Source organism: Streptomyces sp. NPDC030814 (assembly GCF_055572155.1).
Genome location: NZ_JBVIDX010000012.1, coordinates 93,781 through 111,603, shown reverse-complemented (window position 1 = coordinate 111,603; position 17,823 = coordinate 93,781). Strand labels below are relative to the sequence as shown.

16 protein-coding genes are annotated in these 17,823 nt (G+C 71.9%); 4 read left to right on the top strand and 12 right to left on the bottom strand.

Features of this window, described 5'->3' with window-relative positions; all coding sequences use genetic code 11:
• Nucleotides 1-49: 49 nt before the first annotated feature.
• The 5 genes from ACZ43N_RS24970 to ACZ43N_RS24950 all read right to left on the bottom strand — a co-directional run bounded on the left by ACZ43N_RS24970 (nucleotide 50) and on the right by ACZ43N_RS24950 (nucleotide 3,568).
• Nucleotides 50-1,228: a hypothetical protein gene (locus ACZ43N_RS24970; RefSeq protein ID WP_468100477.1), complete on the bottom strand. Its 1,179-nt coding sequence runs from the start codon at nucleotides 1,226-1,228 to the stop codon at nucleotides 50-52.
• Between the two features lies 1 nt (nucleotide 1,229).
• Nucleotides 1,230-2,012 (bottom strand): DUF8175 domain-containg protein, encoded by a 783-nt coding sequence (locus ACZ43N_RS24965; protein WP_468100476.1) that lies wholly within the window; start codon nucleotides 2,010-2,012, stop codon nucleotides 1,230-1,232.
• 34 nt (nucleotides 2,013-2,046) lie between these two features.
• Entirely contained in the window at nucleotides 2,047-2,346 is a 300-nt protein-coding gene (locus tag ACZ43N_RS24960) for a hypothetical protein (RefSeq protein WP_055521280.1), read from the bottom strand.
• Nucleotides 2,347-2,786: 440 nt separating this feature from the next.
• Nucleotides 2,787-3,047, bottom strand: a complete 261-nt coding sequence (locus tag ACZ43N_RS24955) for a hypothetical protein (protein WP_468100474.1) — start codon at nucleotides 3,045-3,047, stop codon at nucleotides 2,787-2,789.
• Nucleotides 3,044-3,568: a DUF6668 family protein gene (locus ACZ43N_RS24950; RefSeq protein ID WP_468100473.1), complete on the bottom strand. Its 525-nt coding sequence runs from the start codon at nucleotides 3,566-3,568 to the stop codon at nucleotides 3,044-3,046. Before ACZ43N_RS24950 ends, ACZ43N_RS24955 begins: the two co-directional genes overlap by 4 nt.
• Before the next feature lie 592 nt (nucleotides 3,569-4,160).
• Between ACZ43N_RS24950 and ACZ43N_RS24945 the strand changes: the two genes are divergently transcribed.
• The 4 genes from ACZ43N_RS24945 to ACZ43N_RS24930 are packed head-to-tail and all read left to right on the top strand — an operon-like array spanning nucleotide 4,161 to nucleotide 9,360.
• Nucleotides 4,161-5,198 carry a peptidoglycan DD-metalloendopeptidase family protein gene (locus ACZ43N_RS24945; protein WP_468100471.1) on the top strand — a complete coding sequence of 346 codons (1,038 nt, stop codon included), beginning with the start codon at nucleotides 4,161-4,163 and terminating at the stop codon, nucleotides 5,196-5,198.
• Nucleotides 5,199-5,251: 53 nt separating this feature from the next.
• Nucleotides 5,252-6,073 (top strand): hypothetical protein, encoded by an 822-nt coding sequence (locus tag ACZ43N_RS24940; protein ID WP_468100470.1) that lies wholly within the window; start codon nucleotides 5,252-5,254, stop codon nucleotides 6,071-6,073.
• A gap of 7 nt (nucleotides 6,074-6,080) precedes the next feature.
• Nucleotides 6,081-8,597, top strand: a complete 2,517-nt coding sequence (locus tag ACZ43N_RS24935) for a hypothetical protein (protein ID WP_468100468.1) — start codon at nucleotides 6,081-6,083, stop codon at nucleotides 8,595-8,597.
• Nucleotides 8,587-9,360, top strand: a complete 774-nt coding sequence (locus ACZ43N_RS24930; RefSeq protein WP_468100466.1) for a hypothetical protein — start codon at nucleotides 8,587-8,589, stop codon at nucleotides 9,358-9,360. The genes ACZ43N_RS24935 and ACZ43N_RS24930 overlap by 11 nt, the downstream gene beginning before the upstream one ends.
• Nucleotides 9,361-9,411: 51 nt before the next feature.
• On the opposite strand, the gene ACZ43N_RS24925 is transcribed toward ACZ43N_RS24930, so the two are convergent.
• The 7 genes from ACZ43N_RS24925 to ACZ43N_RS24895 all read right to left on the bottom strand — a co-directional run bounded on the left by ACZ43N_RS24925 (nucleotide 9,412) and on the right by ACZ43N_RS24895 (nucleotide 17,519).
• Nucleotides 9,412-10,365 (bottom strand): M28 family metallopeptidase, encoded by a 954-nt coding sequence (locus tag ACZ43N_RS24925; RefSeq protein WP_468100464.1) that lies wholly within the window; start codon nucleotides 10,363-10,365, stop codon nucleotides 9,412-9,414.
• A 408-nt stretch (nucleotides 10,366-10,773) separates the two neighbouring features.
• Nucleotides 10,774-10,941: a hypothetical protein gene (locus ACZ43N_RS24920; RefSeq protein WP_468100462.1), complete on the bottom strand. Its 168-nt coding sequence runs from the start codon at nucleotides 10,939-10,941 to the stop codon at nucleotides 10,774-10,776.
• A gap of 182 nt (nucleotides 10,942-11,123) precedes the next feature.
• Nucleotides 11,124-12,134: an EamA family transporter RarD gene (gene rarD, locus ACZ43N_RS24915; RefSeq protein ID WP_468100461.1), complete on the bottom strand. Its 1,011-nt coding sequence runs from the start codon at nucleotides 12,132-12,134 to the stop codon at nucleotides 11,124-11,126.
• A 128-nt stretch (nucleotides 12,135-12,262) separates the two neighbouring features.
• Entirely contained in the window at nucleotides 12,263-13,117 is an 855-nt protein-coding gene (locus tag ACZ43N_RS24910) for an NAD(P)H-binding protein (protein WP_468100460.1), read from the bottom strand.
• A gap of 154 nt (nucleotides 13,118-13,271) precedes the next feature.
• Nucleotides 13,272-14,372, bottom strand: coding sequence for a 2-oxoacid:ferredoxin oxidoreductase subunit beta (locus tag ACZ43N_RS24905; protein ID WP_468100459.1), 1,101 nt, complete (start codon nucleotides 14,370-14,372; stop codon nucleotides 13,272-13,274).
• Nucleotides 14,365-16,302, bottom strand: a complete 1,938-nt coding sequence (locus ACZ43N_RS24900) for a 2-oxoacid:acceptor oxidoreductase subunit alpha (protein ID WP_468100458.1) — start codon at nucleotides 16,300-16,302, stop codon at nucleotides 14,365-14,367. Before ACZ43N_RS24900 ends, ACZ43N_RS24905 begins: the two co-directional genes overlap by 8 nt.
• Nucleotides 16,303-16,859: 557 nt before the next feature.
• The gene (locus tag ACZ43N_RS24895; RefSeq protein ID WP_468100695.1) at nucleotides 16,860-17,519 is read right to left on the bottom strand and encodes a LuxR C-terminal-related transcriptional regulator; all 660 of its coding nucleotides are present in this window, start codon (nucleotides 17,517-17,519) and stop codon (nucleotides 16,860-16,862) included.
• Nucleotides 17,520-17,823 lie beyond the last annotated feature (304 nt).

Genomic DNA, 17,823 nt, shown 5'->3' with positions numbered 1-17,823 from the left:
TCCCCGCGCCCCTTTGAGGGCTTCGCCCTCTCCGGGGCGCGGGGCGGGGCTACTGGTTGTGGCCCTTCATTCCGTCGTTGTCGTCGAGCGAGTTGGTGATCTCGGTCGCCGCCTGCATACCGGTCTGTACGACGACCGCGGCTGCCTGGACCGCTACGGCCGCGCCCGCCGTGGCCGCGCCTGCGGCCGCGGTACCGGCCGCCGCGCCCGCGCCGGCTCCCGCGGGGGAGCCCCCGCCCGAGGAGGGCGACCCCTGGGGGGCGGAACCGCCGCCCCCGCCACCGCCGCCGACCTGGCCGGCGGCACCGGCGGCGCCGCCCGCGATGCTGACCGCGCCGGAGGCGATGTTGTTGGCGGCGTTGAGGGTGACCGTGCCGCCCGAGGTGCCGCCGAGGGCGGCCGTGGCCGGCACGATCAGCTTGAGCAGGGCGGGCAGCGCGAACACCGCCATGATCAGCATGCCCATGCCCGCGATGACCGCGTCCAGTTCCTGCTTGCCCTGGGTCATCGCCGTGGCCGAGTAGATGATCAGGGCCGCCGCCGGCTTGTACAGCAGCCAGGCCGCGAGCCAGCCGATGTGCTTCTTCCACCAGCCCTCGCCCCACCCGGTCATCGAGGAGGCGGCGGCCAGCGGCAGCGTGCCGACCAGCATGATCAGCACGCCGATGCGGATGTACATCAGCACGATCTGCACGAAGCTCGACAGCATCACCAGCAGACCGAAGATCAGCACCAGACCGGGCTGACTGAGCGTCAGCACGCCCAGCATCGTGGAGGCGTTGTCCCCGAGATTGGACTTCTCGTACACGTCCGCCGCGTACGCGTCCGACGCCTTCATCAGCGCGGTGACCACCGGTACGGCCGCCGCGCCCACGAGGATGACCTTCCACATCCCCATGAAGGCCTGTTTCATCGACTGGCCTCTTCGGTCGAGTGCCATCCGGATCGACGCGATGAGCAGGGACGTCACCGCCACGTACGCGACGATCCAGTTGACCTCCGCGGTGATCAGGCCGATGGGACTGCCCGGATCCATCGTGGGGTTGCTGTGGGTGACATTGCCCGCCGGCTGGTCGACGTCGATGCCCAGCCAGACACCGTTGAGTGCCTTGAGGACCTCCGCCGCGCCGTCACCGATCGCCTTCGCGAAGACGACGACGGCGCCTTCCGTGAACTGCTTGCCGCCCTCTTCGATGACGCAGTCGTAGATCTTCCAGGAGCAGCCCATGTCACGCCTCCCAGGTGACGAAGCCGTCGGTGCCGCTCACCTGCGACACGCCGCCGTAGATCGTGCCGTCGGCCTCGGGGACGAGCTTCCAGTCGCCGTCCTGCCAGCGCACGGTCACCGAGGCGGCGCCGTAGCCACCGCCGCCCATGCCGCTGACCAGGACCATCACGGTCGCCTGCGAGCGGTTGTACGTCAGGACCGTGAAGCCGGCGTAGCCACCGGCGTCCGGCGAACCCGTCGTGGACTTGTCGCCGGACTGCGTACGGGTCTTGATCAGCGCGTCACGACCGGCGCCCGGCACGACCTGACGGTCGACGACCTCGCGCCACCCGTCGTAGCTGAGGTGGTCGGTGATGGAGTGGACGGCCATGACGGCGCCCATCGGGGTGCGTGCGAAGCAGGACCAGACCGGGCCGTCGTACTTCAGCGGGCCCGCCGTCTTCGACACGGGGACCAGGCCGGTGCCGTTGGCCTTCCAGTGGAAGTCGCGCGGCGCCTTGGTGGGCCTGGCCTGGACGCTGTCGTCGGTACGGCATCCGGCGGGACGGTCCTCGGAACCGCCGTCACCGGACCCGGAGCCGGAGTCCGATGACGACGTCGGTGCCTGGCTCGGGTCGCCGGACGCGGCCGACGACCCCTCGGCGCCGTTGCCCGTGACCGCGAAGAGAGCCGCGAGGACCAGAAGCACCCCCAGGAACCCGGCCGACAGGATCCAGCCCCGCTGCTGCCAGAACGGCTGCTCCCACTCCCCGCTGCCCCCTCGGGACCGGCCGGAGTTCAGCATCGTCGCTCCCCCTTTCGACTCGCTGGGTGACGGACTACGCGAAGACGAAGTTCACGAGCGGGCCGGCTGCGGCGACGAGGACACAGCCGCCGAGGACCATGCCGAGACGGCCCATGTGCTCCGAGCCCTCACCGCGGCGCATCGAGATCGCCATCATCGCGCCGGTGATCAGCACGCCCGCGACGCCCGCCGCGGTACCGGCCCAGGCGACGATGCCGAGCACGGTGTCGACCTTGCCGGTGAGCGCGCCGGGTGCGTCGCGGTTCGGGTTCGGGACCGTCCCGTCGGCCAGGTAGACGGCCTGCTGCGCCTTGGTGGCTATCGCGTTCAGCATGTGGTTTCTCCCCGTCTCGATCGGCCGCAGCGCAGCGGCCGACGTCAACTCACTCGAGCGGATGGGTGCTTGGAATGCTCTCGGGACCGGCGTGAGGTGCTCGGGTTCCCGGTCACCCTGTGAGCTTGGCGACTCCTGTGACCCTGAGCCAAGCGATGTAGTGATCCAGCACTGGCCGGTGACGCGGTCGTGACAGACCGGAACTGTTCGTCATGTCCGAGACAGTGACGTACCGTCAGCAAGCCCCGGACCTGCGGCGAAGCGGAGTTTGTCGTACCGGTGTGCGAAACAGGGAGGTCGCGGCTCGCGGTGGCGGTGGTCGTGGCCGTGGCTGTGGGGAGTGGGGAGTGGGGGTGGCGGTCGTGGTGGTTCGCGTACGGCGACGGCCCGCCGGTCCCCCTGGAACCGACGGGCCGTCTCCCTCCCGCTCGCCCGCCCCGTTACATCACGAAATCCACGATCGGCCCCGCCGTCGCGCCGATGATGCAGGCGCCCATCACCATCGCGAACTGCGTGAGGTGCTCGTCGCCCTCTCCCGACCGCAGTGAGATGGCCATTCGGGAGCCGACGAGCAGCACCCCGCACACCCCGGCCGCCGTGACCAGCCAGGCGAGGATGTTCAGTACGTAGTTGAGCTCGTAGGTGACCGTCCCAGGAGGTCCGGCCAAGGTGGTGGCCGCGGCGTACAGGCTGTGGCTCATGGGGTCCTCCCGGTGAGACGGGCCAGCGCCGCGCTCTCCCGCGGCGGCGGGCCGGTGAGATCGCCGGTGCGCCAGGCGGGCACCCAGGGCACGCGGTAGACGTCGATGACCGATCCGATCACCTTGACGCGCTGCACGAGCTGCCGCGGCAGCCGCCCGGGCGCGTCCGCGACCAGCACGATCGCGTCGAGGTCGAGTCCCGGCGGCGCGTCGCCCCGCCGGAAGATGTCGAGGGTGTGTGAGACCGCGTCGAGTCCGGCGGCGTGTGTACGGCCCACCAGGAGCACCGAACCGGGCTCACCGTGGTCCGGCCGGGGCCAGTTGCGGCCCGCGTCGTGACCGCCGAAGACCGTGGCGAGGGTGGTGGACCCGGCGCCGCCGTGGGTGGCGACCCAGGAGAACCGCCGCGCGCCGGCGACCGGCAGGGGCTCCGGCTCCTGCGGCCGCGCCTCCGCCTCCACGACGGGCCCCCGCACCCAGATCTCCGGTCCGGCCGCCGAATGCCCTGCATTGCCCTGCATCACCGCATCACCACTCTCCCCCGCTTCCGCTGCTGTCCATCGCAGTCTCCCCGAACCGACCGCCACACCCGCCGCCCACCCTGCCGGACCTCCGACGTGCTGCCGCCGGCCGGTGTGTCGGGCCGCTGAGGTGCCGTTGCCGTGTGGCCCGTGCGCCTGGCCACCCAAGTGCCCGCATCATTCGGCTCGTTGGGCCGATCGGCCCTCTCGCCGGGCCGACTCGGCGACGCCGGGCCGAACCCGTGAAGGCCGGCCGAAGCCGCTGGGCCCGGCCGAACCCGTGGATCCGGCCTGCGCCCGTGGAGTAGGCCTGTGCCCGTGTGGCCGGCCGGTGCCGTGGAGCCCTTCGGCGTCGTACGGCGGCCGACGTACCGGCCCCTTCCGAGCCCGGTGATCCGGCCCCGTCGGCGACCCGTCGTAGCGCTCTCCTCCGATCTTCACGGTGGCGCGGGCGCTTGGGAATTGGAACGTGAGTTCCTGCTACGAGCCTGTGACGCGCTGGTGACGCGGGGAGCGCGGGTGAGCGGAGAGACTCGACTGGCCGGCCTCGACTGGCAGGAACATGACTGGACTTCGACGCTGAGGGGAGCAGATGTCCAACGGGGGTGGGTCCACCACGAGCTGGGTGGTCGGCGGTTGCGTGGCGGCTGTGATGCTGCCCGTGGTCATGATGGTCGCGGTGAGCGGGGGAGGCGAGGCCGATGCCGAGGAACAGGGTGTCGGCGGCGGCCTCAAGACGGGCCAGGTACCGGCGGAGTACGTGCCGTGGGTGCTCAAGGCGGGCTCGATGTGCGACGTCATCAAGCCGGCCGTGATCGCCGCGCAGATCGAGGCCGAGTCGGGCTGGAACCCGAACGCCAAGTCGCCGGTCGGAGCGGAGGGGTTGAGCCAGTTCATGCCCGGCACCTGGGTGAGCTGGGGCAAGGACGACGACGGCAACGGCCGGGCGTCCCCGTACGACCCCGGCGACGCGATCATGGCGCAGGGCCGTTACGACTGCGCGCTGGCCAAGCAGGTGCAGGGCTACAAGGACCGCGGCCAGGCCAGCGGCGAAACCCTCGACCTGGCGCTCGCCGCGTACAACGCGGGCCCCGGCGCCGTCCAGGAGTACGGCGGCATCCCCCCTTACACCGAGACCCAGAACTACGTCGCCCGCATCAAGTCCCTGATCGCCAAGTACGAATCGGTGGACGACCCGCCGGGCAAGCTCCCGCCGGGCAAGCAGATGGCGATGCCGCTGGCCGGCAACCCGCCCGTGACCTCGCCGTACGGTTGGCGCATGCACCCCACGCTCGGCGTCCGCAAGCTGCACACCGGTACCGACTTCGGCGCGGCGGCGGGCACCCCGGTGCTGGCCGCGCGCGACGGCGTGGTCACCTTCGCCGGCTGGACCAACGGATACGGCAACCGCGTCGTCATCTCCCACGGGACCATCAACGGCGACCAGATCTCCACCACGTACAACCACATGCTCGAAGGGCTCAACGTCAAGGCCGGCGACCACGTCAAGGTCGGCCAGCGCGTGGGCCCGGTGGGCTCCACCGGCTACTCGACCGGTGCCCACCTCCACTTCGAGGTGATGCAGAACGGCAAGTACGTGGATCCGGCGCCCTGGTTGGGCCTGAAGTGACGGCACGGACGATGACGACGGGGAAGGACACCGAGGTGAGGAGGGCGATGACGATGAGCAGGAGGAGCGGCGGGCGCCATGTGCCCGGCGCCCGTACGGGATCGGGCGGACGCGGCGAGTCCGGCGGGCTCCGCCGGGCCGGCGCCGTCGTACTCGCGACCGTGACCGGCGTGGCGGTCCTCACCGCGTGCGGGCTGGAGGACCACCGCGAGACGGCCGGCGGCCCCGAGGCCTCGGCCGAACCGTCGATCCCCCCCAAGGCCCCCCTGCCGTCCGGCAAACCGCTGGGCGACGACGCGCACGTGCCGAGCCCTTCCGGTGTGGACGACCTGGACGCGACCTCCGTCTCCAGGGCCTGGATCGAGGTCGCGTACGGCTACGACACGAAGTACGACTCCGGCCCGCACGACGCCGTCCTGCGCACCGCCCGCTGGCTCACCCCGGACAAGCACAAGGCGGAGCGCTCGTACCGCCCCGCCAGCGGTGCCGGCGAACGCTGGAACTCCTGGGCGGCGCACAAGGCGTGGACGACGGTGGAGGTGGAGTTCGACGACGACGGCGACGCGCCCTCCGACACCGCGACCGAGGCGTACCGCGCCGTGTTCGTCGACGGCGAGGCGCACGGCCGGGACGGCTGGACGGGGACCGGTCCGCAGGCCACGGTGTACCTGAAGCTGGTGCGTTCCGGGAAGGGCGAGCCATGGCGGGTCGATGATGTGCGTACGGTGGAGGCCGCGGCGCAACCACCGACGTCACCGACCGCGTCGCCATCCACGGCGTCGTACACGGGAGTCGGCGGGAAACCGGTGTCTCTCGCGTCGCCCGTGTCCTTCGCCCTTCCGTCCGCCGTTTCTCCTTCTGACCGACCCGAGTGAGGGAACGATGACTCGACTCAGCCGCGAACAGAAGCGGGAACTCAAGCGTGCGGGGCGCGCGCCGGCACCGGCCGGGCTGACCCCGATCGACGTACGGGTCTCCACCGAGGCCGGCGCGACGGTCGGCGGCATGCCGGTACCGTCGGCCGCGGGGGAGTCCCTGCAGAGCGCCGCGCTCGACTACCTCCACCGACTCGCCCTCGCCACCGGTCACCCCGTCCTCGCCACGGTCCACGACGAACGCATCGGCTACGTCGTACCGCTGCAGGTCCATGTGGACGGCTCCAGCAGCTTCGCGGGCGAGCCGGTGCGGGTGAGCGAGCCGAGGGGCGACATCGCGACAACTGCCCCCACACCGGGCACGACACCGGCGCCCGCTCCGCGCACGGCTGCGCCGGGTCCGGTCCCGCACCCGGCACACCAGCCACCGGCGGCTGCGCCCGCACGTCCGGTGGGCGAGCCGGCGCGGGCCGTGGAGGAGACCGTGCGGCCGGTGGAAGAGTCCGCACGGCCGCCGGCCCGGTCCGCGCCCGTGGCTCCGCCCGCCGGTGCGCCCGCGCCGCCCGCGGGCGAGCCGGTCGGCGCGCCGGGGCCGCGCCGTGACAAGTCGACGCACGTCCTGCGCGCGGTACCGGAGTCGGCAGCACGGGCGATGCCCCAGCAGGAGGAGGCAGTCCCGGAAGCACCGCACGCCCAGCCGCAGCAGCCGAGGAGGGAGCCCAGCACCCTGCGTCTGTCGACGGCCAGGCCGGCGTCGTCAACGGAGGAACCGGTCCGTCACCCGGCGGTTTCCGAGCAGCCGAAGCGGGAGCCGAACACCCTTCCGCTGACGGCCGCGAAGGCCCCGGCCTCCGGCCAGGAGCCCGGCGGTTCCCCGGCGGAGCCCCCGGCTGCGGCCGCAGAGCCGAAGCGGGAGCCCCGGACCATGCCGCTCACCGCGGCGAAGCCGGCGGCGGGCGGTGTCGCCCCGTCGACCTTCGTGCTGCGCGCCGTCCCGGAGCCCAAAGACGGCCCCCTCGCCCAGCCCCCTCGCACCCCCGACCTCCCTCTCACCCTCCCCGGCGTCTCCCCCGCTTCCGACAACGCGCCCCACCCCCACGGCGAGGCGTCCCGGCCCGCCGCCACGGCCGCCCGCGCAGCGGGCGAGTACGGCCACGGCACCGGCCCCGACCGGTCCACCGGTACGACGGCGCCCGCGGCCGGCGAGTACGGCGGGGCGACGGCGGAGTCCGCCGGTACGGCCGCGCCGGGGGTGGACGAGTACGGGCGGGCAGCGGCGGGTTCCGGCCATGCGGCTGCGCCCGTGGCAGGCGAATACGGCCAGCCGGCACGCACGGGGGAGCGGGCAGGGTCCGCCGGTGTCGCCGCGCCCACGGACGGGGAGTACGGCCCGGCCGGCGACCCCACTCCGGGCGCCGACCGGCCCGCGTCCGCGACCCAGCCCTGGCAGCCGTCGGCCACCACCCCGCCCGCCGCCCAGGAGCCCACCCACGCGTCGGACGACGCACCGGCCCCGGAGCTGGACCCGAGCGCCCTGGAGCCGCAGCCCTGGCCGCCGGGCCGGCACTCGGCGGCGGCGCCAGTCGCCCCCGGGGAGGTCGCCGACGCCGTACCTGGCCCCGAGCTGAGCCCGGCCGCCCTGGAGCCGCAGCCGTGGCCGCCGCATCAGGCCCCGGAGCATCAGGTCCCGGCCCACGCGCCCGGCGGGGAGACCGGGCACGCGGCCGTCGCCGCGCCCGAACCCGTCTCCGCCCACCTCTGCGACGCGGTCCCGGAACCGACGCCCGTCACGCTGGAGCCGCAGCCCTGGCCGCCGGCGGCGCCGCCCACCCCGGTGCCGACGCCCGTCCAGGTGAGCGCCCCGGCACCCGACCCCGCGCCGGCCCCGTTGGAGGAGTCCGCGGCCGACCCCTACTCCGCCCCCGAGTGGAAGGTGGTGGACGACGACGGCCCCAAGCCCGCGCCGGTGCGCGAGTTCGACGCCGTCGCCGAGGCCGTGCTGGACCCGGAGGAGTCCGACGGGGCGGCCCCCGCACCCTTCGCGGAGCCCGTCTCGCGCATCAACGAGGCCGTGAAGATGGGCCGTATCCAGGAGGCCGCGGAGATGGCCGAGCACACCGTGGCCCAGGCGACGGCGACCCTCGGCCCCCAGCACGCCGAGGTCCTCCGGCTGCGTGAACTGACCGCCTACATCGCCTACTTGGCCGGTGACGCGCTCAGGTCCTTCCATCTGTCCCTCGACCTGGCCGCCCTCCGGCACCGTCTGCGCGACCCTCGCGCCGCGTACGGCAACATCCAGAGCGCGGCGGCGGCCTGGCGCGCGGTCCGCGACCCGCTCCAGGGCCTGCACCTGGGCCGCGACCTGATCGCCGTGTGGGCCGAGCTCGCCGCGGACGCCGGTCCCGCCGCCGACGACGTGGAGCAGCTCGAGAAGGCACGCACCCGCATGGGCCGTCTCACCGAACGGGCCCGGGCCCTGGACGCCGCCCCCTACGCCGGGAGCCCGCACGCCAATGGCCAGTGACAGCGGACGCGGCGGCCCCCGCCGCCACGACATCCCGCGGACGGTCGGCCGCGCCCCCGCACCGGGAACGGACCGGAACACCACCGCTCCCGGCAGCGACGGCGCCCCCCACGCCGCCTCCACCCCCACACCCCTCCCCGGAGTCGCCCGCCACCGCAGCACCCCGCGGCCGTCTCCACGTGCCCCTCGACCCCGAGTCGAGGTGCACGTCAACGAGCTCACCGGCACCATGAGTTGGCGCACGCTCGGTGATCGGTCCGCCCGATCCGCAGGCAACCCGGTGGTGTACGACGCCCTTCATGGCGGCCCTGGCAACCGCCGCCCCCTTCACGCCAGTACGCCAACCTCCCGCCACCCCGTCGAGGCTCCCTGGAGCGTCCGTGCCGCGGCGTTGCGTTCCGCCGGACTCGACCCGGCCCGCGCCCCCGCCAAGGGCGCCGCGCCGATCCCGACGCACCCGGCGGCCGTACGGGCAGCGCTGAGCGTCGACGTCGCGTCGCTCGGTCCGGAACAACTCCGGCTCCACCTGGCCCGGATCGGCGCCCTCCGCTCCACCGTCGCCGCCGACGTGGCCCACGGCACCCGCATGCCCGCGGCGGTCGCCTCCCGCCTCCGCTCGACGACGGCCACCTCGGCCCGCGCCCTCGGAGCCGAACGCACCGCCACGACGCGCACCGCCACGACGCGCACGGCCTCCGCGGCGGCCGCCCGCCCGCAGGTCCCCGTGACACGACCGGGGCCGGCAGCGACCCACCGCCGCTGACCGACCCCGGAACGAACCATCAGCCGTGCGCAGGGCGTACGTCCTGGTCTCCTACTCCGACAGTTCCCACACCGCGTACGCCAACGCGTCGGCGTTCCGGTCGAGCGCCGTGTCGTTGATGTTGGACGTCGTGTCGCACGACGAGTGGTAGCAGCGGTCGAACGCCTGGCCGGACGTGCCGCCCCACTTGGCGACCTGTGCCGCGGTCTTGGCGCGGCTCGCGCCCGTGAAGAGGCCGCCCACCGGCACGCCCGCGCTCTTGAACGGCGCGTGGTCGGAGCGGCCGTCGCCCTCGGTCTCGATCTCCGTGGGGACGCCGATGCCCGCGAAGTAGTCCTTGAAGGTCTTCTCGATGGCGGGGTCGTCGTCGTAGACGAAGTACCCGGGGTTCGGCGACCCGATCATGTCGAAGTTGAGGTAGCCGCTGATCCGGGCGCGGTTCGCCGAGGACAGGTTGTTGACGTAGTGGCGCGAGCCGACCAGGCCCAGCTCCTCCGCGCCCCACCAGGCGAAACGGAGGTGCTTGGTGGGCTGGTAGCCGGTGCGGGCCACGGTCAGCGCGGCCTCCAGCACGGCGGCGGAACCGGAGCCGTTGTCGTTGATGCCGGCGCCGGAGGAGACGCTGTCGAGGTGCGAACCGGCCATGAGCACCTGGTCGGTGTCGCCGCCGGGCCAGTCGGCGATCAGGTTGTACCCGGTGCGGCCGCCGGACGTGAAGGACTGCACGGTCGTGGTGAAGCCGGCGGCGTCCAGCTTGCCCTTCACATAGTTCAGGGAGGCCGTGTAGCCGGCCCGGCCGTGGGCTCTGTTGCCGCCGTTGGCGGCGGCGATCGACTGGAACTGGGTCAGGTGGGCCTTGACGTTGGCCACGGGCAGATCGGGCGCGGCGGCCACCGCCTCGGGGGCGGGAGCCGCCCCGGCCACGGATCCGCTGGTGAAGAGCGTGGCCGCCGCGACGGCGACGGCGGCAGCGGTACGCCCGGTGACTGGAACGGAGAGCTTCATGTGGGGGCTCCGGATTCCAAGGGATCCGCACGAACCGCTGTTGGCGTGTCCATGGCGAATCTGGGTGAATGAGGTGCCAGGATGGTGCGGGCGTGGCTGACTTTCCGTCAAGAGCGCTATTCGGCCAGTGGTGTTCGCATGTCGGACTCGTCGGGCGAAACTTTGGTCACGGCCATGCCGCCGCCCTGGAGTGAGGCCGGTGCGACTGCTGCGGCCGGTGCGACTGGTGCGACTGTGGTGGCCGACTCGGCCGTGTCGTCGGCACGGCCGGGAATGGCGGGGCATGGCGACGGCGGGCCGTTGGGGAAACGGCCCGCCGTCGTGTGGGAGAGGCGGTCAGGCGCGCAGGCCATCCAGGGGGTACCGGAAGCACGTGTCGGAGTCGGAGCCGATGCCGCCCCGCTCGTATTACTTCTGGTTCACTCGGGCGTCCCGCTGGCTGCACGGCACCGTGTAGTCCCAGACCTCGGCGGTCTGGTCGTTGTCGACCGGCGCGCCGGTGTTGTTCCGGTCGCCCGGCCGGTCGGTCTCGAAGCACCGCGGGACGCCGCCGCCCAGGACGCCGATCGACCTCACGTCGCCGGGAAGGTGCACCTGCAAGATGTGCCTGACCCGGTTCCCGGGTGCGTCAGCCTGCGCCGGAACCGCGACGACGCCGAGAGCGAGCGCCGAAGACCGGCCGCCGGGAGCGCGGAACGTCGGGGCTCTGAAAGATCACCGGTTGGCGTGAGCGGGGTGTGGAAAAGCGTGTGCGCGCCTCAGATCGCGGGCTTCGGGGCGACCGGTTCGACCTCCGGCACGGGCCCCGGTACGGGCCCCGGTACGGGCCCCGGCGCGGGCTCCGGCTCCGGCCGCGCCTGAGCCGCGCGCGCCCCGCCCCAGCGGCGGGCGGTCCGCAACGCGTCCCAGGTCAACAGGGAGAGCGCCAGCCACACCAGGGCGAAGCCCGCCCACCGCTCGGGCGGCATGGCCTCGCCGAAGTACAGCACTCCGAGCAGGAACTGGAACACCGGCGCCAGGTACTGCAGCAGCCCCAGCGTGGACAGCGGCACCCGGATCGCCGCCGCTCCGAAGCAGACCAGCGGCAGTGCGGTGACCAGGCCGGTCGAGGCCAGCAGCAGGGCGTGTCCGACGCCCTCCGTGGCGAAGGTGGAATCGCCCCGTGAGCCCAGCCACAGCAGATAGCCCAGCGCGGGCAGGAAGAGGATCACGGTCTCCGCGGCGAGCGACTCCGTGCCGCCCAGGTTGACCTTCTTCTTCACCAGCCCGTACGTGGCGAAGGAGAAGGCGAGGCAGAGCGAGATCCACGGCGGCCGTCCGTAGCCGATGGTCAGGACGAGGACGGCGGCGGCGCCGATGCCGACCGCCGCCCACTGCACGGGCCGCAGCCGTTCCTTCAGGAGCAGGACGCCCATGGCGATGGTGACCAGCGGGTTGATGAAGTACCCGAGGGACGCCTCGACGACCTGGCCGTTGTTCACGGCCCAGATGTAGACGCCCCAGTTCACGGCGATCACCGCTGCCGCGACCGTGATCAGGGCGAGCTTGCGCGGCTGCCGCAGCAGCTCACCGGCCCAGACCCAGCGCCGCAGCACCAGCAGGGCGATCCCCACGAAGCCGAGGGACCACACCATGCGGTGGGCGAGCACCTCCACCGCCCCGGCGGGCTTGAGCAGGGGCCAGAAGAGCGGGACGAGCCCCCACATCCCATACGCGGCGAAGCCGTTCAGCAGACCTATCCGGTGTTCGCCCTTCGACTGCGCCGCCACGGCCCCTCCTTCTCGACCGGCCGCGCCCCGCGGCCCACGTCCCACGAAGGTAACGCCGACGGCCCTCGACTGTCATGCCCGTATCGCCATACGGTCATGACAGCCGGGGCGAGTGTCGCCCGGAGGGCTTAGCCCTTGAGCGCCGCCGCGATCGAGTCCGCGATCGGCGTGGTCGGGCGGCCGATCAGACGGGAGAGGTCGCCGGAGGAGACGACCAGCTCGCCCTTCTCGATGGACGCGTCGACGCCCGCGAGGATCGCGGCGAACGGCTCGGGGACACCGGCGCCGGTGAGGATGCCGGCGAACACGTCGACGGAGACGGCGTTGTCGGCTATCTCCTTGCCGGTCTGCCGGCTCAGCTCGGCCGCGTACTCGGCGAAGCTCCATGCGACGTCGCCGCCGAGCTCGTACGTCTTGTTCTCGTGACCCTCGCCGGTCAGCACGGCGACCGCGGCGGCCGCGTAGTCCGCGCGGGCGGCGGAGGAGACCCGGCCCTCACCGGCGGCGTGCGTGACGGCGTTGTACTCCAGCACGGGGCCGAGCTGCTCGGTGTAGTTCTCGTTGTACCAGCCGTTGCGCAGCAGCACGTACGGCAGACCGGAGGCCAGCAGCACCTCCTCGGTGCCCCGGTGGTCGTCCGCGAGCGCCGCCGTCAGGGTGCCCGGCCCGCTGGTGTAGGCGAGGAGCGCTGCACCGGCGGCCTTGGCGGCGTCGATGACGATCGTGTGCTGCCCGACGCGGTCGTTGCCGATCTCGCTGCCGGAGATCAGCAGGACCTTGTCACCGGCGGAGATGACGCCGTCGAAGGTCTCCGGGGTGTTGTAGTCGGCCACGGCGATCCGCACGCCGCGCGCCGCGAACGCCGCGGCCTTCTCCTCGCTGCGTACGACGGCCGTGATCTGCTCGGCCGGAACCTTCTCCAGCAGACCCTCGACGACGAACTTGCCGAGGTTCCCGGTCGCTCCGGTGACGACGATGCTCATGATGAAACTCCTCCAGGGGGGCGAGTGCGCCACTAACCCTAGGGGGTGCGCTAACTCTTCGAAAGTACCCACTTTCAAGTAAGTACCCCAGCGAAGAGGCCCGGGCCGCACGGCATGCGTGCGGCCCGGGCCTCGGCGGGGTCTGTGCGGGTGCTCAGCCGACGACCGTCCAGGTGTCCCCGCCCGCGAGCAGCGCCGACAGGTCGCCCTTGCCGAACTGCTCGATCGCGTTGTCGAGCTGGTCGGCCATCTGGGTGTCGTAGACGGGCCGGTCGACGGAGCGGAAGACGCCGATGGGGGTGTGGTGGAGGGTGTCGGGGTCGGCCAGCCGGGAGAGGGCGAAGGCGGTGGTGGGGGAGGGGGAGTGCGCGTCGTGCACGAGGACGCGGGACTCGTTGTCCGGGGTGACGGTGACGACCTTGAGGTCGCCGGTCGTCTCGTCCCGTACGACGCCCCGCGTGTCGTCGGTGCCGAAGCGGATGGGCCGGCCGTGTTCGAGGCGGATGACGGCTTCCTGGGCCTGTTGGCGGTCCTTGAGGGCGTCGAAGGCGCCGTCGTTGAAGATGTTGCAGTTCTGGTAGATCTCGACGAGGGCGGTGCCGGGGTGGGCGGCGGCCTGGCGCAGGACGTCGGTGAGGTGTTTGCGGTCGGAGTCGACGGTGCGGGCGACGAAGGAGGCCTCGGCGCCGATGGCCAGGGAGACCGGGTTGAAGGGTGCGTCCAGCGACCCCATCGGCGTCGACTTGGTGATCTTGCCGACTTCGCTGGTGGGGGAGTACTGGCCCTTGGTGAGGCCGTAGATCCGGTTGTTGAAGAGCAGGATCTTGAGGTTGACGTTGCGGCGGAGGGCGTGGATGAGGTGGTTGCCGCCGATGGAGAGGGCGTCGCCGTCGCCGGTGACGACCCAGACGGACAGGTCCCGTCGTGAGGTGGCGAGTCCGGTGGCGATGGCGGGGGCGCGGCCGTGGATCGAGTGCATCCCGTAGGTGTTCATGTAGTACGGGAAGCGGGAGGAGCAGCCGATGCCGGAGACGAAGACGATGTTCTCCTTGGCCAGGCCCAGTTCGGGCATGAAGCCCTGGACGGCTGCCAGGATCGCGTAGTCACCGCAGCCGGGGCACCAGCGCACTTCCTGATCGGACTTGAAGTCCTTCATGGACTGCTTTGCCTCGGCCTTGGGGACGAGCGAGAGCGCCTCGATCGTGCCCGTGCCTTCCCCGGACGAGCCGGTCGCACCGGTCGTCGTCTCAGCCATCGATGGCCTCCTTGAGAGCCGTGGCGAGCTGCTCCGCCTTGAACGGCATGCCGTTCACCTGGTTGTACGAGCGGGCGTCGACCAGGTACTTCGCCCGGATGAGCGTGGCGAGCTGCCCGAGGTTCATCTCGGGGATCACCACCTTGTTGTAACGCTCCAGCACCTCGCCCAGATTCCTCGGGAAGGGGTTGAGGTGCCGCAGGTGTGCCTGCGCGATGGACTCGCCGGCTGTCCGCAGACGCCGGACGGCGGCGGTGATGGGTCCGTAGGTGGATCCCCAGCCGAGGACGAGCGTGTCGGCCTGGCCGGGGTCGTCGACTTCGAGGTCGGGGACGTCGATGCCGTCGACCTTGGCCTGCCGGGTGCGGACCATGAAGTCGTGGTTGGCGGGGTCGTAGGAGATGTTGCCGGTGCCGTCCTGTTTCTCGATGCCGCCGATGCGGTGTTCCAGGCCCGGTGTGCCCGGGACGGCCCAGGGCCGGGCGAGGGTGTGGGGGTCGCGTTTGTAGGGCCAGAAGACGTCGGTGCCGTCGTCGAGGGTGTGGTTGGGGCCCTGGGCGAACTGGACGGTCAGGTCGGGCAGCTCGTCGGGTTCGGGGATGCGCCAGGGTTCGGAGCCGTTGGCGAGGTAGCCGTCGGAGAGCAGGAACACCGGGGTGCGGTAGGTCAGCGCGATGCGGGCGGCGTCGATGGCGGCGTCGAAGCAGTCGGCGGGGGTGCGCGGGGCGACGACGGGGACGGGGGCTTCGCCGTTGCGGCCGTACATGGCCTGCAGCAGGTCGGCCTGTTCGGTCTTGGTGGGCAGGCCGGTGGAGGGGCCGCCGCGCTGGATGTCGACGATGAGCAGCGGCAGCTCCAGGGAGACCGCCAGCCCGATCGTCTCGGATTTAAGTGCCACACCGGGCCCGGAGGTGGTGGTGACGGCGAGGGAGCCGCCGAAGGCGGCGCCCAGGGCGGCGCCGATTCCGGCGATCTCGTCTTCCGCCTGGAAGGTGCGCACGCCGAAGTTCTTGTGCCGGCTCAGCTCGTGCAGGATGTCGGAGGCCGGGGTGATCGGGTAGGAGCCGAGGTAGAGGGGCAGGTCGGCCTGTCGGGAGGCGGCGATCAGCCCGTAGGACAGGGCGAGGTTGCCGGAGATGTTGCGGTAGACGCCGGGCGGGAAGGCGGTGGCGGCGGGGGCGACCTCGTAGGAGACGGCGAAGTCCTCGGTGGTCTCGCCGAAGTTCCAGCCCGCGCGGAAGGCGGCGATGTTCGCCGCGGCGATGTCGGGTTTCTTGGCGAACTTGGTCTTGAGGAACTTCTCGGTGCCCTCGGTGGGCCGGTGGTACATCCAGGACAGCAGGCCGAGGGCGAACATGTTCTTGCTGCGTTCGGCCTCTTTGCGGGTGAGGTCGAAGTCCTTGAGCGCCTCGACGGTGAGGGTGGTCAGCGGGACGGGGTGGACGCTGTAGCCGTCCAGGGAGCCGTCGTCCAGGGGGCTGGTGGTGTAGCCGACCTTCTGCATCGCGCGTTTGGTGAACTCGTCGGTGTTGACGATGATCTCCGCGCCGCGGGGTACGTCGCCGATGTTGGCTTTCAGGGCGGCGGGGTTCATGGCGACCAGGACGTTGGGTGCGTCGCCGGGGGTGAGGATGTCGTGGTCGGCGAAGTGCAGCTGGAAGCTGGACACGCCGGGCAGGGTTCCGGCGGGGGCGCGGATCTCGGCGGGGAAGTTCGGCAGGGTGGACAGGTCGTTGCCGAACGAGGCCGTCTCGGAGGTGAAACGGTCACCCGTGAGCTGCATACCGTCACCGGAGTCCCCCGCGAACCGAATGATCACCCGATCGAGGCGGCGGACGTCCTTGGTCCCCGTCGGTTTGCGCTGTTCCCCCAGTTCTCCCAGAACGGCCTCGTCGGCCTGCTCCGCTGGGCTGCTGACCTGGCTGGTCACTGAACTTGACCTCCCTTGAGGCGGCTGTCCGGGAGCGACCGCCCCAGCGGCCCTCCCGAGACCAACCCTACGTCGGTGCTGCGGACCTTCCCTCGACCGTTCGATTGTTCGACGCGCATTTTTCGGTCACCGCCGGTCGTGCCCCGTCCCACCCCGCACACCCGCTGAACTGCCACAGAAGACGCTCCCCCGGAAGTGACGGTTCTAGTACTGACGGCACGGGCGCTTCGGAGGTGAAGGGGGCGGACGGCTGCTGTTCCGGGGGTGACCGGCGGTGGTAGGGGATGAGCGGCGAGTGTAAGGGCGGCGAGTAGAGACGGAGTGGAGGACGGGGCCCTTCGCCGATGGGCCGGATCGGTGAGGAACCGGGTGACCGGTCGGGCGTGATGGCTGTGACGTGTCGGGTGTGGTGCTCGTGACTGTCGGGCGTGATGGCTGTGACCGGTTTGCGTGGTGTCTGTGACCGGTCGCGTGGTGCTCGTGACTGGTCGGGCGTGGTGGCTGTGACCGGTCGGGCGTGGTGGCTGTGACCGGTCAGGCGTGATGCGGGTGACCGGTCAGGAGTTCAGATAGGTGAGAACGGCCAGCACACGCCGGTGATCCCCGTCGCTCGGCGACAGCCCGAGCTTCAGGAAAATGTTGCTGACGTGCTTCTCGACGGCACCGTCACTCACCACCAGCTGCCGGGCGATCGCGGAGTTGGTCCGCCCCTCCGCCATCAGCCCCAGCACCTCGCGCTCCCTCGGCGTGAGCCCCGCGAGCACATCCTGCTTGCGGCTGCGCCCGAGCAACTGGGCCACCACCTCGGGGTCGAGCGCGGTACCTCCGCCCGCCACCCGCACCACCGCGTCGACGAACTCCCGCACGTCCGCCACCCGGTCCTTCAGCAGATACCCGACACCCCGGCTGGACCCGGCGAGCAGCTCGGTGGCGTACCGCTCCTCCACGTACTGCGAGAGCACGAGCACCCCCAGCTGCGGGTGCTCCTTGCGCAGCTGTACGGCGGCCCGGACGCCCTCGTCGGTATGGGTCGGCGGCATCCGCACATCGGCGACGACGACATCGGGCAGCTCCCCCTGCGCCGCGAACTCACCGATCGTCTTGATCAAAGCGTTGCCGTCCCCGACCCCGGCGACGACGTCGTGCCCCCGGTCGGTCAACAGCCGGGTGAGCCCCTCCCGCAACAGCACCGAATCCTCGGCGATGACCACCCGCACCTTGTCCTCCACGATCCCGTCCCCCCACAGCACCGGAGCCGGCCCTCATCCTGGCCCACCCACCACCCGACCGCCCCAGCATCCCAGCATCCCCGTCCCCCCACGCCACCCCGACACCCTGATGCGTGCGAACCCCGCCGACTCTTGGCCGGTTACCGCCGCTGCGGCACGAAGAAGCGGGGTCGGGGGTTCTCGCTCCTGGCGCGCCCTCTGTTGTTCCCCCCCCCCCCCCCAACATCCCCCCCCCCCCGCCCGGGCCCCCGGGGGCACCCCCACCCAGGTGGCGCCCCGGTTTCCCCGGTTG